This window comes from Streptomyces sp. NBC_01506 (assembly GCF_045040295.1).
In the GTDB taxonomy this organism is placed as follows: Bacteria; Actinomycetota; Actinomycetes; order Streptomycetales; family Streptomycetaceae; genus Streptomyces.
Map to the genome: position 1 here is coordinate 2,952,505 of NZ_CP109422.1, position 16,037 is coordinate 2,968,541.

Sequence of the window (16,037 nt, forward strand, 5' to 3'; positions counted from 1 at the left end):
CGGGTGTATCGCGAGACGTACGGCGAAGCGGGATGTACGGCAGAGAGTGGCGCACGGGTCGACGCGCGTCAACCCATCTCCGACCAGGGCCTGTTGTCCGACCAATGGCGACGCGGGCGGCCCCGCTCCCGAAGTTCCGGAACGGAGCCGCTCATCCCTCGAACGTCAGGCGTTCGGCACCGTCTCGTAACGCGGGGTGCCCTCTTCCATCTGCCGCAGCGCGTCCTTGCGGTCGCGCTTCGAGAGCCGGTCGATGTACAGATATCCGTACAGATGGTCCGTCTCATGCTGGAGGCAGCGCGCGAAGTAGCCCGTGCCGCGCACCTTGATCTCCTTGCCGTGGACGTCCTGGCCCCGGACCACCGCGTAGTCGGGCCGCGCCAGCTCCGCGTACGCCGTCGGGACGGACAGGCAGCCCTCGTTGCCGTCCTCCAGATTGCGCTCCTCGGGCGGGAGTTCGTCCAGCACCGGGTTGCATACGACGCCTACGTGCCGCACACCGTCGTCGTCCGGGCAGTCGTAGACGAAGACCTTCAGGTCCACACCGATCTGGTTGGCGGCCAGGCCCACGCCCTCCGCCGTCCGCTGGCTGGCGAACATGTCGTCCACGAGCGCGGCGAGCTCGCCGTCGAACTCGGTGACGTCCGCGCACTCCTTGTGCAGGACCGGATTGCCGACGACGGTGATCGGCCGCGACGTGCCGCGCTCGCGGTGGGCCAGCTCACGCGCCTCCGCGTCCCGCGTGTCCACGACGAACCCCTCGTCGTCCACGATCCCCTCGCCGCCCGCGACGAACCCGTCCCCCCGCTCCGCCTGGGAGGCCCCGCCCTCGGTCATCTGGTCCGTCTCCTGCTGCGCCATGTCCGCAGTACGCCTTCCTCGGTACCCGCTGCTGCCTGTACACCGCCGCCTGTGCGATGTGCCCGTACAGCCTACGGCCCGCCGTGCCGCTGTCTCCCCCGCGCCGGTCGCCCGCGCCGCCGCGGGACCCGGCGCCCGCCGAGAGGTCAGCAGACCTCTTCGAGATCCCGCCACTCACGTGTGTCAGGGCTGTCCGCGACCCAGCCGTCGAGCAGACCGCGGACCAGTCCGGGCGGTGCGGCTATTCCGCACTCGCGCTCGGGCACCCACAGCTCGCCCTCCGTACGATGCCCGAGCGGCCCCGGATGGCCCGGCTCGCTGTGATCGTGCGGGTCCAGATGCTCGCCGTCGCCCTCGGCGCTCGGCATACGGCTCTCCGAGCAGGCCCGGCAGAGCAGTCGTACGGAGGACGACCAGTCCTCGGCGGCGAAGCCCGCGTCGGCCGCCAGCCGCTCCAGGGCGTCCCGGTCGGACTCGGTCGCCGCCTCCAGCAGCACCACCCAGGTCGGCACGGGCGACGGGGCCCACAGCTCGATCTCGTCGAAGACCGGGAAGGCCCGCGCGGCGCCGTGCGACCCCGCGGCGGTCGTCCGCTCACCGTTCGGCACGCCGTCGTGCAGGACGACCTCGCCCCAGCGCCGGCCCGACGACGGCAGCGGGATGGACAGGATCTCGATCCTGGCCGGGTCGAGCCTGCGGCCCCAGACCACCTCGGCCTCGCCCTCGGGCGAGAGGCGGACGGCCGCGCTGCCCAGGTCCATACCGACCGGCTCACCGGTCGCCGCCGCCGCGTACTGATTGCCGGGCACCTTCAGGCCGTACGCCTGCCAGGCCCGCCGGGCCAGCGGCCAGTCCTGGAGCGCGGTGGCCGCGATCCCCACGTTCCACCAGTCGGGTGCCCCGGTCTCCTTGTCGAGCAGCGCGACGGCACGCAGCCCGGCGGCCCGCGCCTGCTCCCAGTCGTGCCGGAACTTGTGCAGCAGAGCCAGGTTGAACCAGGACTCGGAGAGCCAGGGCTCCAGATCCGCCGCACGGGTGAGCAGCGCGCCCGCGTCCTCGTACCGTCCGTCGCCGATCAGCGTGAACGCGCGGTCGGTGGCCTGCCGCCACGAGGCGGAGGGCCGATGCCGTACCTTCCCGAAGATCTTCACGATTCCCGCCTGCCGGTCGCTCGGGTCTGTGCCCCCGGACACCCTCTTGGACTCCTCTTCGCATCCAACCATGCCCGGTCGGACGCTCGCTCCTTACCCATGGGTTACCCAGCCCGACCAGGGGTCAGACCACCGCGTGACAGGACACGCGCGAGGGATTCCACCACCTCGGGCTGGTAGTCGTGCCCGGTGCCCAGGCGCAGCCACTCCAGGGCGCTGAGCGGCCCGGTCGCCCCTCCCGCGCCGCCCGCGCCCGTCCCGGCGAGATCGTCGTACGCGTTGACGGCGCGGACGATCCGGGCCGACAGAGGCTGTTCGCGGTACGGATCGGCCTGCCGTTCCACGACGACGGCGACCGCCGACGGGACCCCGGTCCGGCGTACGACGGCTCCGCCGAGCAGCGCGATCCGCCGCTGCTCGGTGATGGGCAGCAGGGCGGTCGCACCGTCGGGCACCGGGTCGACGAGCGAGAGCTGGCCGATGTCGTGCATCAGCGCGGCATGTTCGAGGACGGTCAGCTCGGTCCCGGAGAGCCCCAGCTCGCGGCCGACCGCGCGGCTCAGCTCGGCGACCCTACGGGCGTGGCCGTGGCGGGTGTATCCGGCGATCTCGGTGGAGCGGGCGAGCGAGGCGATGGTCTGCCGGTAGGTCGTACGGACCGCCGCGTACCGCCGGAACGACAGTTGGGTCAGCAGCAGCGGCACACACAGGACGGGCAGCGCCCACAGCCCGGCGACGGCGACGCCGAGCGCCATCACGGCGCCGGTCGCGCAGACGGCCGAGCCGATGCCGATCAGGGCGCGCAGCTCGTCGCGGAGCAGCGGACCGTACGGATGGCGGGTGCGGGCGCGCAGGATCAGCGCGGCGAGGACCGCGTCGCACAGGGCGGTCAGGATCAGTAGGAGGAGGAGCAGAAGGGCGTAGTACGGGCCTTCGCCGACGCTCCTCCCCAACTCGCCGGAGGCGACGAGCGGCTGGAAGCAGACGGCGGCGAAGCCGACGGTGAGCACGCGGCGGGCGACGTGGTCGAGCGCGGGACCGTGGCCACGGGCGAGATGCGGTACGGCTCCGACGAGAACCGCCGCGACGACGACGGCGACGGTCTGCGGCACACCGTGCTCGGCCGGCCGCCCCGCGCTCTGCCCGAGCAGGGCGTACGCGAGGGCCCCGGCGGCGGCGAGGGGCGCGGGCTCGCGCTCGCCGGGGAGTGCGCCCCGGCGGACGAGTTCGCCGAGGGCGATGAGCACGCCGAAGGCGAGCGCGTTCCGGGGCTCGGCGACCCCGTGCCACAGGGTCCACGCGAGCCCACCCCCGGCAAGCACGAGCGCACCACCGTGGACGGCGACGACGGTGAGGGAGGGGCGGGGTACGGACGGGGCGTGCGGGGCGCTCATGGGCGACCGCCGGGGGCGCGTGGACTGCTGCCGTCGGCGGGGGCGCGGGTGCGGTGACCTGCGGGGCCTACCGGGACCGGCCAGCGGCCGGCTCGACCGGCCCTGGAGTCCGCGCGCGGCAGGCGGGCGCCGGTGCCGCGACCGGCGGGGCCCACCGGGCGTGGCCGACAACCGGCTCGGCCGGCACTGGAGGCCGCGCCCGTCTGGCGAAGCCCGCACGTCCGGCCGCAGGCGCCGGTGACACGACCGAAAGGGTCCACCCAGGCCGGCCGACGACCCACCCGGTCGACGCTCGATGCCGCGCCCAGCCGGCACGCGCCGGTGCCGAGACCGGCAGGGCCCACCGGGGCCGGCCGACGACCTACCCGGTCGGCGCTGGAGGCCACGCGCGGCAGACGGCGGCCGGCCCCTTCGGAGCTGAGGGCCACGCGCAGCCGACAGGCGCCGGTGCCGAGACCGGCAGAGTCCACCGGGGCCGGCCGACGACCGGTCCCTTCGGGGCTGAGCACCGCGCGCAGCCGGTCGGTGGTGGCCGGGGGCCGAGGCCGCGGGGCGCTCATCGGTGGCCGCCGGGGGTGCCCGAACCGCCGCGCGGCGGGGTCGTACCCGGGCCGTCCGGGCGGCGGTGCGGTGGCGGGACGTTTTTTCGCGGAGCGGCAAGCGTGCTCGGGGCCGCCTGGAGCAGCGCCCCGGCGGACACGGCGGGCGCCTCCCGCGACAGGTCCGAGGAGGGCTCCGGCACCCGCCCGGCCCCAGCCGCCCCGACGCCCGTCTCGTCCGACGTCACCGCCGTCTGCCAGCCGTGCCGGTCCAGCGCCCGCACGAGCGCCCGCACCATCCGCGGGTCGAACTGGGTGCCCGCGCACCGCCGCAGCTCCGAGACGGCCGCCGACACGGGCCGCGCCCGTCGGTAGGACCGGGTGGAGGTCATCGCGTCGAAGGCGTCCGCGACCGCGACGACCCGTGCGAACTCGGGAATCTCGGCCCCGGCCAGGCCGTACGGATAGCCGCTGCCGTCGAGCCGTTCGTGGTGGTGCAGGATCGCCAGCCGGGCCTCTCCCAAGAAGTCGATGCCGCGCACGATCTCGTGGCCGTACTCGGGGTGCAGCTCGATGACGCGCCGCTCCTCGGGCGTCAGCGGCCCGTCCTTGCGCAGCACGCGCGTGGGGACGCCGAGCTTGCCCACGTCGTGCAGGATCCCGGCGAACCGGAGGACTTCCAGGCGCTCACCGGCCATCCCCAGCTCGCCGGCGATCATCGCCGACGCCCGCCCCACTCGTTCGCTGTGGCCGCGTGTGTACCGGTCCTTGAGGTCGACGGCCTGGACGAGCGCCCTGATGGTCGCCTGGTGGGCGGCGCGCTCGCGGTGGTACTGCGTGAAGACCCAGCAGGAGATGTACATCGGCAGTAGGAGGAAAAGCGCGGAGAGCGGGCCGTACGGGCTGCGCCAGAGCACGGCCATCATCAGTCCGGCCAGGGCGTGCGCGCCGTACGGCGCGAGCGAGCGCGGCAGCAGGCCGCGCCAGGCGGTGCGCACGGGGCGCCGTTCGGCGGTGACCAGGATGCCGCCGTCGAGCGCGCTCAGGATCAGGCAGAAGGCGAGCGCCCCGGCCCCGGCGGGCAGCAGGGCGTACGGAAAGTCGGGGACACCGTGGCCCGCGGACACGGCGCCGCCCAGCGCCGCCGGTCCGCCGAGGACCAGGTGCGCCTGCGCGGCGCCCCACGTCGCGATCGCGAGCTGCGCCGCGCGCCACACGCGGCGGACCCCGGCCGGTCGCCGCGCGACCTGACCGGCCAGCGCGCCGGGGACGGCCACCAGCGCCGCGGCGGCGGGCGGCAGCAGGAACGCGGCGGTGAGCAGCACGGGGAAGAACGATCCTGCGGCGACGGGCACCGAGCCGCGCACCGACTTCCCCAGGAAGCGGCAGCGGGCCGGGGCCTCGCAGAGCGCGTACAACGCGCCGAGCAGCAGGACGGCGGGCCACTGGCTGTCCGGTCGCGCTTGCGCGCCGACGACACGTAACCCGGGCAGCGCGAACGCGGGCAGCACGCACGCGAGGGCGCCCAGCACGGCGCAGCAGATGTACGCGCGCGCCGCTCCCGGAATGGCGTTCACCCCCGCCTTCACCCCGCACCCGCCCCCTCGTCACCGGCCCGAAAGAAAGTGCCAGGCTAGCCAGTTGGGCAGCGGCCCACCGGCCTACAGCGGCGATTAGCACCATCGGGTGATACCGGTCGAAAAGCGCGCGGGGCACGCCGCGATGTGCGCGGCGCGCCCCGTAGGCGTGCGATTACTGCGGCTGCCGGATACCGGCTACTCGCCGGCGGTCGCCGTCCGGTCCGTGTCGAGGGCCGTCACGTCCCGCTCGGGCACCGTGTGCCCCGCGCGGATGAGGTCGATCCGTCCCATGACCTTGGCCCGCAGGTCGGTCGGTACGTCGTCCTGTCCGCAGCACCGCTTGACCAGCTTCTTCACGGCCTGTTCGAGTCCGTACTTCTCCAGACACGGCGAGCACTCGTCGAAGTGCTCCTCGAACTTGGTGCAGTCCTTGTCCGGCATCTCCCGGTCGAGGTACTCGTAAAGATGATCGAGAACTTCGGTGCAATCCGTCTCGTGCGGCTCTCCGCAACTCATGAGCCCGAGCCTTTCCGATCGTCCGACGACTCTCCGGCGCCGGCCGGGGCAAGCCCGCGCTCGCGGGCGTAGTCCTCAAGCATGCCGCGCAGTTGACGCCGGCCACGGTGCAGTCGCGACATCACCGTACCGATGGGTGTCCCCATGATGTCCGCGATCTCCTTGTACGCAAAGCCCTCTACGTCCGCGAGATACACGGCGATGCGGAACTCCTCGGGAATCGCCTGGAGCGCTTCCTTCACGTCGGAGTCGGGAAGATGGTCGAGCGCCTGGGACTCGGCGGAGCGCAGGCCGGTCGACATGTGCGACTCGGCGCGTGCGAGCTGCCAGTCCTCGATCTCCTCGGCGGCGCTGCGCTGGGGCTCACGCTGCTTCTTGCGGTACGAGTTGATGAAGGTGTTGGTGAGGATGCGGTACATCCACGCCTTGAGGTTGGTGCCCTCACGGAATTGGTGGAAGGAGCCGTACGCCTTGGCGTACGTCTCCTGCACGAGGTCCTCGGCATCGGCCGGATTGCGCGTCATACGCAGCGCGGCCGAATACATCTGGTCGAGATAGCCGAGTGCGTCCCGCTCGAATCGGGCGTTACGCTCGGCGGCGGACTCTTCCTTGTGGCCGTCGTCGGTCCCTGTGTCGGTCCCAGTGACCGGACCCACCTCCTCCAACGCTGTGGCAGGTCCGAAGGCGGACCCACTCGAATCGGAGAATAGTCGACCTTGTGGCGAGGCGGGCTTCGATGCCGTCTCGGCCGCCGGGCGAGCGGGCGCGGTCCTGGGTGCGGAGAGCACCGTCCACTCCACTTCGGTGGCGTGCGACCGGGCGGGGCAGATGGTCGAACCCATGCGACGGACTCCCTTTCCAGGATCTGTGTACCGACATCTCGCACAACAGTCGCCGCGTGCGACACATTCCCGGGTACGTGACCACTCTCCGTCAGCGCCGCGTCAGCGCGACGACTGTGACCCGATCCACTTCCCGACGCCGTCGGTGAGGACGGTCATGGCCTCCTCCTGAGTGATCGTGGCCCGCTTGGGGATCGCGAAGGAGTGGTTTCCGTACGGCACCTCAAGCAGCTCGTAACCGCCGTCGGACGACTCGTCGGGCACCCCGGCGGGGAATTCGGCCGGCTTCCCGAACGGGTCGTTCCCGCCCTGCACGACGAGCGTCGGCACCCCCGCCCCGAGCAGTTCGTCGGCGCGGGACTTCTCCGGCCGGCCCGGCGGGTGCAGCGGGAAGCTCAGGGCCAGTACGGCGTGGGCGCCCAGCTCCCGCGCGGTACGGCAGGCGACCCGTGCCCCGGCGCTGCGCCCGCCCGCGACGACGGGCAGCCCGCGCTCGGCCAGCGCCGGCCACAGGGCCCGCCAGCCGGTGTCGAGGGTCTTGGGCGCCGGTGCCAGCTTCTTCCCGGCCACCCGCCACGGCTGCTCGACCAGCGCCACGCTCACCCCGAGCGCGGGCAGCGCGGCGGCGAGCGCCTGGAGGTCGCGTGCCTCGATGCCGCCGCCCGCGCCGTGGCTGACGGCGAGGACGAGGCGCGCGGCCGTCTCCTTCTTGGGAGGGTGCCAGGTGATGCGGGCGTCGCCCGCGGGAGTGTCGACGATCTCGCTCTGCATGACACCAGGATCACATCGGCGCACGGGAACTCGCCGGATCCACCACCGGCGCGCGACGCGCGATCGCCACCTCTTCTAAAAGAGGGTGCTCTCCTCGGGTGCGGCCAACTCCTCCAGCAGCTCCGGTCCGTTGTTGCGTACGTTGCTGACGGCCGTCGCCACGGGATAGGCCCGCATCAGCCCCTCCGGCGGCGGCGTCAGCAGCCCGCGCAGCTCGTCCACGTCCGTACGCGCCGGATCCAGCCACGCGTCCCACCGGTCGGGCGTCAGCATCAGCGGCATCCGGGGGTGGATGTCGGCGAGCGACCCCGGCCCCTCGGCGGGGGCCACCCCGAGCGGACCGGTCTCCGCCTCGGTCGTGATGACCGAGCAGGTCACCCACCAGGCGTTGGGGTGGTCGTCGGGGAGGGTCTTGTCGCGCCAGAACTCGTACAGACCGGCCATGGCCATGACCGACCCGTCGGCCGGGGTGACGAAGTACGGCTGCTTGCGGGGCCGCTTCTTCTTGCCCCGCTCCTCCAGCTCCCGCTCCTCGGGGGCGGTGACCCACTCGTAGTACCCGTCGGCCGGTATGAGGCAGCGCCGGGAGGCGAAGGGGCGCCGGAAGGAGGGCTTCTCGTGCACCGTCTCGGCACGTGCGTTGATCATCCGGGCGCCGCCCTCGGGCGTCTTGGACCAGGAGGGCACGAGCCCCCACTTGAGCGTGCGGAGCTGCCGTACGGGGGCGGGATCGTCGGCGCCCTTCACCGGGCGCTCCAGGACCACGTACACCTCTTTGGTAGGAGCCACGTTCCAGTCGGGCGCGAGCGTCTCCTTCGGCTCCCACTTCTCGACCTCGAAAAGCCCGACCAGATCCTCCGGCCTCCGGCTCGCCGCGTACCGACCGCACATCCTCAACCACCCCTTGCCGACCCGACGCACTCGCGCCAGGTCACGCTACCGACACCTGTCCAACACTCGCAGAGGGTCGGCGTATGCCGGACGGGCAGGGTGGGCAGGGGCACGGGCAGGGTGGGCAGGGGCAGGGTGACGGCGACAGCCCTGTCGGGGCCGGGGCGAGCCCCGGCCCCGACAGGGCCAGATGTCAGCTTCGACCCGCCTCGGTCAGCGGATGTTGACGTCGATGCAGGCGTAGAACGCGTTCGCGGTGTCGTAGACGTTCCAGACGGCCAGGACCTTCTGGTTGCCGCGGATGCCGCCGAAGTTGACGCTGTGGCTCACGTTCGCGCCGGGCTGCGCACCGCCGTCGTTGAACTCGGCGACCTTGGTGCCGCCGACGAAGTACTGCCAGGTGCTGGTGCGGTGCCGCGCCGTCAGCGTCCAGTTGAACGTCTGGGTGGAGCTGATGTCGGAGCGCTTCCAGCCCTTGTTGTCGTCGCTCAGCTCGGCGAACCGGCCGACGCCGCCGTGACAGTTGTTCTGGCCCTTCGGGCCCTCGACGCTCTGCGGCTCCCACTTGATGTCGCCGCAGGAGACGACGCCGGTCTTGCACTGGTCCTGGCGGCTGGCGGGCGAGTTGATCCAGCCGTGCGCGGAGGCGGTCGGGGCGGGGAGGGTGACGGCGATGATCGGTGCGACCGCCGCGCTCAGGATGAGCGCGAGTCGAGTTTTCTTGTGCATGACAACTCCTTCGTGGTGACGCCCGACGGGACCGGCGCCGCGGACGCGGCCGGCTCCGCCCCGTGACGGACTCACTGCGTGTGGGGAACTCGCGAAGGTGCACGAACAGTTGCATCGACAGCCACAGAGGTCCGGTGACGGTCCGGTGGTGTGCTGCCGCAGGGGATTCCATTCCGATGTTCTACTAGGTCTAGACCATGGCAGCCACCCTCGGGTGTCGTCAAGACGTGAACTGCCCCTGACCGCACGTGGCTTGAAAGTCTCTAGGCCCGGTCCCGTCCGCGTGCGTGACCCGGCCCCGGCACGCAAGTGCCACACTGCGACGACGCACACCCCCTTAAGGAGCCGCCCGAGCGATGATCAGTACCGACTCCAGCTCCATAGCCTCGATCGGCGATCTGTGGGATCGCGTCTTCGGCACCCAGCCCGTCCCCGACGACTGGCTGGTGATCGTCACGGCCGTCGTCGCGCTCAGCGCCGTCGTCCCGCGCGCCCTGTGGCATCTGTCGCGCAACGCCGTCACCATCGCCCACGAGGGCGGACACGGCCTCGTGGCCCTCCTCACCGGCCGCAAGCTCGACGGCATCCAACTGCACTCCGACACCTCCGGCCTCACGGTCAGCCGGGGCAAGCCCACCGGCATCGGCATGATCCTCACCGCGGCGGCCGGCTACACGGCCCCGCCCCTGCTGGGCCTCGGCGGCGCCTGGCTGCTCGCCGCGCACCACATCACGCTGCTGCTGTGGCTGGCGACAGCCCTGCTGCTGGTGATGCTCGTGATGATCCGCAACGCGTACGGGGTGCTCACCGTCGTCGTGACGGGTGCGGCGTTCCTGCTGATCTCGTGGCTGACCGGTCCGGCCGTGCAGGCCGCGTTCGCGTACACGGCCGTGTGGTTCCTGCTGCTCGGCGGTGTACGGCCGGCGTTCGAGCTCCAGTCCAAGCGGCGGCACGGCGGCGCCCCCGACTCCGACGCGGACCAGCTCGGGCGGCTGACGCATGTACCGCCGGCGATGTGGCTGTTCCTCTTCCACGCCGTCTCGCTGTGCTCACTGATCGGCGGAGGCACCTGGCTGCTCGGCCTGTAGCGCACGCGCGGGGCACGCGAGCCGGTCGTCACCCCCATACCACCTTCGTATTACGCCCCGATTTCAACGTATTTGATCGAGATCGCGGCCGTTGTGCAGCCATTAAAGTAAAAGCCATGACCGAAAGCGCCGTGCATCCTGCCCCCTGGCCCGCCCCTTACGCGAGCGGGGCCGTCGAAGCGACGGTCACCGTGCCCGGTTCGAAATCGGTCACGAACCGCGGTCTCGTCCTCGCCGCGCTCGCCGCCGAACCCGGCTGGCTGCGCCGGCCCCTGCGCTCGCGCGACACCCTGCTGATGGCGGACGCCCTGCGCGCGATGGGCGTCGGCATCGAGGAGACGGTCTCCTCCAGCTCCGCCGCCGCGGGCTCCATGACCCCCGCACACGGCGCGGGCAGCCCGTCGTTCACCGGTGAGGCCTGGCGGATCTTCCCCAACTCACTGCGCGGCCCGGCCACGGTCGACGTCGGCAACGCCGGCACGGTCATGCGCTTCCTCCCGCCCGTCGCCACCCTCGCCGACGGCCCCATCCACTTCGACGGCGACCCCCGCTCCTACGTACGCCCGCTCAACGGCGTCATCGACGCCCTGCGCGTCCTCGGCGCCCGCATCGACGACGAGTCCCGCGGCTCCCTCCCGCTGACCGTGCACGGCGGCGGCGCGCTGGACGGCGGCACGGTGCGGATCGACGCCTCGTCGTCGTCCCAGTTCGTCTCCGCGCTGCTGCTCTCCGCCCCGCGCTTCAACCAGGGCGTCGAGGTACGGCACGTGGGCGCCACCCTCCCGTCGCTGCCGCACATCCGGATGACCGTCGACATGCTGCGCCGCGTCGGCGCCCAGGTGGACGAGCCGGAGACCGGCGGCGAGCCCAACGTCTGGCGGGTCTCCCCCAGCGCGGTGCTCGGCCGCGACCTGACCGTCGAGCCGGATCTCTCCAACGCCCAGCCGTTCCTCGCCGCCGCCCTGGTGACCGGCGGCCGGGTGACCGTACGGGACTGGCCCAGCCGCACCACCCAGCCCGGCGACGCGCTGCGCCGGATCTTCACCGAAATGGGCGGTTCCTGCGAACTGACCCCGCAGGGGCTCAACTTCACCGGCGGCGGCCGGGTCCACGGCATCGACGTCGACCTGAGCGAGGTCGGCGAGCTGACCCCCGGTATCGCGGCCGTCGCGGCACTCGCCGACAGCCCCTCCACGCTGCGCGGCGTCGCCCATCTGCGGCTTCACGAGACGGACCGGCTGGCCGCCCTCACCAAGGAGATCAACGAGCTGGGCGGCGATGTCACCGAGACCGCCGACGGCCTGCACATCCGCCCGCGTCCGCTGCACGGCGGCGTCTTCCACACGTACGAGGACCACCGCATGGCCACGGCCGGATCGATCATCGGACTCGTCGTCGACGGCGTGGAGATCGAGAACGTCGCGACGACGTCCAAGACCCTGCCCGATTTCCCGCAGATGTGGACCGAGATGCTCGCGGGAGCGGGAGCCTGACGCGATGCGCCGCTACGGCAAGAACCCGGACGAGGACGACATCCGCTCACGCCCCAACCCCAAGGGCAACCGGCCGCGTACCAACATCCGCCCCAAGCACGAGGACGCGGCCGAGGGCATGGTCCTGACCGTCGACCGCGGCCGGCTCACGTGCCTGGTGGGCGACACCGTCGTCCTGGCGATGAAGGCGCGCGAGCTGGGCCGCAAGGCCGCCGTGGTCGGCGACCAGGTGTGGCTCGTCGGCGACCTGAGCGGCAAGAAGGACACGCTCGCGCGCATCGTACGGATCGAGAAGCGCCGCTCCGTACTGAGGCGCACGGCGGACGACGACGACCCGTTCGAGCGCGTGGTCGTCGCCAACGCCGACCAACTCGCCGTCGTCACGGCACTCGCCGACCCCGAGCCGCGCCCCCGGCTGATCGACCGCTGTCTGGTCGCGGCCTTCGACGCGGGCCTCGAACCGCTGCTGATCCTCACCAAGTCCGACCTGGCGTCGGCGGACGAACTGCTGGAGACCTACCGGCCGTTGGGGATCCGCTACGTCGTCACGCGACGGGACGAGCTGGCCACCGGCGAGGCGGCCGACCGCGTGCGCGACTACCTCGAAGGCCGGATGACGGCGTTCGTCGGGCACTCCGGCGTCGGTAAGACGACGCTGGTCAACGCCCTCGTACCGGACGACAGGCGCCGTACGACCGGCCTGGTCAACGCCGTCACCGGGCGCGGCAGACACACCACCACATCGGCGCTCGCGCTGCCCCTGGAGAAGGCGGACGGCTGGGTGATCGACACTCCCGGTATCCGCTCCTTCGGCCTGCACCATGTCGATCCCTCGCGCGTCATCCTGGCCTTCCCGGATCTTGTGCCGGGGACGGAGAACTGCCCGCGCGGCTGTAGCCACGACGAACCGGACTGCGCGCTGGACGCGTGGGTGGCCGAGGGGCACGCGGACCCGTCGAGGCTCGACTCGCTGCGCCGGCTGCTCTCCACCCGGGAACGGCGCGAGGGCGACTGATCTCGCCATGTTTGCCACGCGCAAGCCTTGGTAAGTGCATAAACTCACCAAGTCTTGGCAAGGCCGATGAGGGTTACCGGGGCTCGGAAGACGGCGCGGAAGATGACGCGGTCAGCGATGCGGGAGGGCACAGACGATGGCGTGGCTGCTGGTCGTGGTCGCAGGACTGCTCGAGACGGGCTTCGCCGTCTGTCTCAAGCTCTCCCACGGATTCACCCGGCTCTGGCCGACGATCGCCTTCGCGGTCTTCGCGCTGGCCAGCTTCGGTCTGCTGACCCTGTCTCTCAAGAAGCTCGACGTCGGACCGGCGTACGCGGTGTGGACGGGCATCGGCGCGGCCGGTACGGCGATCTACGGGATGATCTTCCTGGACGACCTGGTCTCCACGCTGAAGATTGTCTCGATCTCGCTGGTCATCATCGGGGTCATCGGCCTCCAGCTCTCGGGCTCGTCCCAGCACTGACGGCCGCGATCGGTCCGGCGACGGCCGCGCGGACCAGTCGGCCGACCGGCTCCGAGTCGGGGGCGACGACATGCGCGAGAGCGAGGCGTACGGCCAGCTCGCAGCGGAAGGCCAGCTCGGCGGACTCGTCCTTCGTACGGAGGGGGGCGGGCTCGGGGGCCCGCTCGGGTCTGCGGAGCGCAGGCGTACGGCCCTGCTCGGTACGGCCCTGCTCGGTACGGCCCTGCTCGGCGCGTCCCTGTTCGGCGCGCGCCTGCTCGGCACGTGCCTGGTCCGCCCTCGCCTGCTCGACGCGCGCCCGCCGCACCCGTCCCGCGTGCACGACCAGCGGCTCCGTACGGGGCTGGTCACCCCGGAGCCGGTCCGTGCGGCCACCCCGGCGGTCCGGCCGCCCCGGGTCCAGCGCGGCCACGGCCCTGTTCCGTACCGCCGCCACCAGATCCGCCGGCGCGGGCGGCCCGGCGTCCGCGCGGCGCTGGGCGGGCGCGCCGCCCGCGGGCGCCGCCGGGCGTACGGGGCGGGGCGCCGGGGTGCGTTCGGTCCAGCCGTCGGTGAGAAGGGCCCGCAGCAGGGGCCTGGAGCGCGCCTCGGACACCGTCCACTCGGCCACCGACACCAGCCGGTCCACCGCGTCCGCCGGCTCGGCCAGCAGCCGCTCGACTCCGTACAGATACAGATCGGCCTCGCGCCGTACGAGAGCGCGGGCAAGACCGTCCTTGCTGCCGAACTCGTTGTAAAGGGTCTGCCGCGAGACCCCGGCGGCCGACGCGACGTCGACCATCCTTACGGCGGACCAGGACTGGTCCGTGAGCGCCGAAAGAGCGGCGTTGAGTAGGGCTTCGCGCGCTGTAGGCATCGGTGCCTCCCGGGCCGTTCGGCTCCGCACTCAGAGTTGACGCAGCCTCGCGCGCTGTCAAGAGGACGGGGGGCGGGTCCGGCTCCCCCGGTGGCCGGTCATCGGCCCGTAGCCCGATCTTGGACGCTGTCGATACTGTGACGACCATGCCCGATTACCACGATGATCTGCGACTCGCCCATGTCCTCGCGGACGCCGCCGACGCCGCGACGATGGACCGGTTCAAGGCCCTCGACCTGAAGGTGGAGACCAAACCGGACATGACCCCGGTGAGTGAGGCCGACAAGTCGGCCGAGGAGCTGATCCGCGGCAATCTCCAGCGCGCGCGGCCCCGGGACGCCGTCCTCGGTGAGGAGTACGGCATCGAGGGCACCGGCCCGCGCCGCTGGGTGATCGACCCGATCGACGGCACCAAGAACTACGTACGCGGCGTCCCCGTCTGGGCGACGCTGATCTCGCTGATGGTGGCGGGCGAGGGCGGCTACGAGCCGGTGGTCGGCGTGGTGTCGGCGCCCGCGCTGGCGCGCCGCTGGTGGGCGGCGAAGGGCGGCGGCGCGTACTCGGGCCGCAGCCTCTCGTCGGCGACGCGGCTGCGCGTGTCGAAGGTGTCGCGCATCCAGGACGCGTCGTTCGCGCACGCCTCGCTGAAGGGCTGGGAGGAACAGGGGCGCCTCGACGGGTTCCTGGATCTGGCCCGGGCCTGCTGGCGTACGCGCGGATACGGCGATTTCTGGCCGTACATGATGGTCGCCGAGGGCTCGGTGGACATGTGCGCCGAGCCGGAGCTGTCCCTGTGGGACATGGCGGCGCCCTCGGTGATCGTCCAGGAGGCGGGCGGGCAGTTCACGGGCCTGGACGGGCGTACGGGGCCGCACAGCGGCAACGCGGCGGCGTCGAACGGAGTGCTCCACGAGGAGCTGCTCGGCTATCTGAACCAGCGCTACTGACGCCTTTTCTCTTTTGGGGCTCGGTTCGCCTCCGGGGCGCCTTGAGTCGGCGTCGACGGTCGACCGTGCTCGGCCCCTCGTTCCTCGGGGCCTGTGCGCGCTCTCCCTTTCGACACCGACGCGCCCCTTCGGCTCACTCGCCAGGGTGCTCACACCCGGCCGTCTTGGACCGCTCACGGCGTCCCGGCTGTACAGAAGTCCCGTGCGCGACCGGACACCCGGCAAACTTTTTCACCGGGCGCTCGGCCATTCGGGGGACGCGGGAACCCTTGGGACTCCAGGGGCGTGCGGTTCTGATCATCGCGCGCCGGGCGGCTCGCTCCGTCCGCCCCCTTGTTGACTCACCGTGTCGGTGTCACTCTGAGAGTCCCCCCACTTGTGAACTTGTGAATCCGTTCTCCAGCACAGGGACCGGTTCACCGAGGAGGTGGCTCCATCCATGCTCGTCCGTGACGCCATGAGCACGGTGGTCCTCACCATCGGGCCCACCCACACACTCCGCCAGTCCGCGCAGTTGATGGCGGCACGCCGGGTCGGCGCCGCCGTCGTCCTGGACACCGATACCAGCGGGCTCGGGATCATCACCGAGCGTGACATCCTGATCTCGATCGGCGCCGGGCAGAATCCCGAGGTGGAGCTCGCCGGCACGCACACGACCACCGATGTCGTGTACGCGTCGCCGATCTGGACCTTGGAGGAGGCGGCCGAGGCGATGACACACGGCGGCTTCCGTCATCTGATCGTCTGCGACGACCGGGAGCCGGTCGGCATCGTCTCCGTACGCGACATCATCCGCTGCTGGGCCCCGGTCAGGCGGCGCCCGTCGGCCCTGACCGGCTGACAGGCCCCGCAGTGGCCGAGAGATATCGCGGGGCGGTGATGGAAGCCGGATCCGTCCCGG

The 16,037-nt window shown here is 71.9% G+C and carries 15 protein-coding genes and 1 pseudogene; 6 read left to right on the forward strand and 10 right to left on the reverse strand.

Features of this window, described 5'->3' with window-relative positions:
• Positions 1–165: 165 nt before the first annotated feature.
• The 9 genes from def to OG329_RS12615 all read right to left on the reverse strand — a co-directional run bounded on the left by def (position 166) and on the right by OG329_RS12615 (position 9,274).
• Entirely contained in the window at positions 166–861 is a 696-nt protein-coding gene (gene def / locus OG329_RS12575; protein WP_405794924.1) for a peptide deformylase, read from the reverse strand.
• Between the two features lie 146 nt (positions 862–1,007).
• On the reverse strand, positions 1,008–2,012 hold the full coding sequence (locus OG329_RS12580) for a tetratricopeptide repeat protein (RefSeq protein ID WP_405801795.1): 1,005 nt from the start codon (positions 2,010–2,012) through the stop codon (positions 1,008–1,010).
• 104 nt (positions 2,013–2,116) lie between these two features.
• Positions 2,117–3,406: an HD-GYP domain-containing protein gene (locus tag OG329_RS12585; protein ID WP_405794926.1), complete on the reverse strand. Its 1,290-nt coding sequence runs from the start codon at positions 3,404–3,406 to the stop codon at positions 2,117–2,119.
• A 556-nt stretch (positions 3,407–3,962) separates the two neighbouring features.
• Positions 3,963–5,522 carry an HD-GYP domain-containing protein gene (locus OG329_RS12590; protein WP_405794927.1) on the reverse strand — a complete coding sequence of 520 codons (1,560 nt, stop codon included), beginning with the start codon at positions 5,520–5,522 and terminating at the stop codon, positions 3,963–3,965.
• A gap of 198 nt (positions 5,523–5,720) precedes the next feature.
• Positions 5,721–6,041, reverse strand: a complete 321-nt coding sequence (gene rsrA / locus OG329_RS12595) for a mycothiol system anti-sigma-R factor (protein ID WP_405794928.1) — start codon at positions 6,039–6,041, stop codon at positions 5,721–5,723.
• Complete coding sequence (locus OG329_RS12600) at positions 6,038–6,697, reverse strand: sigma-70 family RNA polymerase sigma factor (RefSeq protein ID WP_023538783.1); 660 nt, start codon at positions 6,695–6,697, stop codon at positions 6,038–6,040. The genes rsrA and OG329_RS12600 overlap by 4 nt, the downstream gene beginning before the upstream one ends.
• 288 nt (positions 6,698–6,985) lie before the next feature.
• Positions 6,986–7,654 carry an alpha/beta family hydrolase gene (locus OG329_RS12605; protein ID WP_405794929.1) on the reverse strand — a complete coding sequence of 223 codons (669 nt, stop codon included), beginning with the start codon at positions 7,652–7,654 and terminating at the stop codon, positions 6,986–6,988.
• A 75-nt stretch (positions 7,655–7,729) separates the two neighbouring features.
• Positions 7,730–8,545: an SOS response-associated peptidase gene (locus tag OG329_RS12610; RefSeq protein WP_405794931.1), complete on the reverse strand. Its 816-nt coding sequence runs from the start codon at positions 8,543–8,545 to the stop codon at positions 7,730–7,732.
• A 213-nt stretch (positions 8,546–8,758) separates the two neighbouring features.
• Entirely contained in the window at positions 8,759–9,274 is a 516-nt protein-coding gene (locus OG329_RS12615; RefSeq protein ID WP_405794932.1) for a lytic polysaccharide monooxygenase auxiliary activity family 9 protein, read from the reverse strand.
• A gap of 356 nt (positions 9,275–9,630) precedes the next feature.
• Between OG329_RS12615 and OG329_RS12620 the strand changes: the two genes are divergently transcribed.
• The 4 genes from OG329_RS12620 (at position 9,631) to OG329_RS12635 (ending at position 13,333) form a co-directional block, all read left to right on the forward strand.
• Entirely contained in the window at positions 9,631–10,362 is a 732-nt protein-coding gene (locus tag OG329_RS12620; protein WP_405794934.1) for a M50 family metallopeptidase, read from the forward strand.
• Positions 10,363–10,478: 116 nt separating this feature from the next.
• Positions 10,479–11,855 carry a 3-phosphoshikimate 1-carboxyvinyltransferase gene (gene aroA, locus OG329_RS12625; protein ID WP_405794935.1) on the forward strand — a complete coding sequence of 459 codons (1,377 nt, stop codon included), beginning with the start codon at positions 10,479–10,481 and terminating at the stop codon, positions 11,853–11,855.
• A gap of 4 nt (positions 11,856–11,859) precedes the next feature.
• Positions 11,860–12,870: a ribosome small subunit-dependent GTPase A gene (gene rsgA / locus OG329_RS12630; RefSeq protein WP_405794937.1), complete on the forward strand. Its 1,011-nt coding sequence runs from the start codon at positions 11,860–11,862 to the stop codon at positions 12,868–12,870.
• A gap of 136 nt (positions 12,871–13,006) precedes the next feature.
• Positions 13,007–13,333: a multidrug efflux SMR transporter gene (locus tag OG329_RS12635; RefSeq protein ID WP_078079487.1), complete on the forward strand. Its 327-nt coding sequence runs from the start codon at positions 13,007–13,009 to the stop codon at positions 13,331–13,333.
• Positions 13,334–13,727: 394 nt separating this feature from the next.
• On the opposite strand, the pseudogene OG329_RS12640 reads toward OG329_RS12635, so the two are convergent.
• A pseudogene (locus OG329_RS12640) lies at positions 13,728–14,189 on the reverse strand (TetR/AcrR family transcriptional regulator); the annotation flags it as partial.
• A gap of 146 nt (positions 14,190–14,335) precedes the next feature.
• Here OG329_RS12640 and hisN point away from each other — a divergent pair.
• Both hisN and OG329_RS12650 read left to right on the forward strand, forming a co-directional pair.
• Positions 14,336–15,136 carry a histidinol-phosphatase gene (hisN, locus tag OG329_RS12645; RefSeq protein WP_405794939.1) on the forward strand — a complete coding sequence of 267 codons (801 nt, stop codon included), beginning with the start codon at positions 14,336–14,338 and terminating at the stop codon, positions 15,134–15,136.
• A gap of 439 nt (positions 15,137–15,575) precedes the next feature.
• The gene (locus OG329_RS12650; RefSeq protein WP_405794940.1) at positions 15,576–15,977 is read left to right on the forward strand and encodes a cyclic nucleotide-binding/CBS domain-containing protein; all 402 of its coding nucleotides are present in this window, start codon (positions 15,576–15,578) and stop codon (positions 15,975–15,977) included.
• The last annotated feature ends 60 nt before the right edge of the window (positions 15,978–16,037 follow it).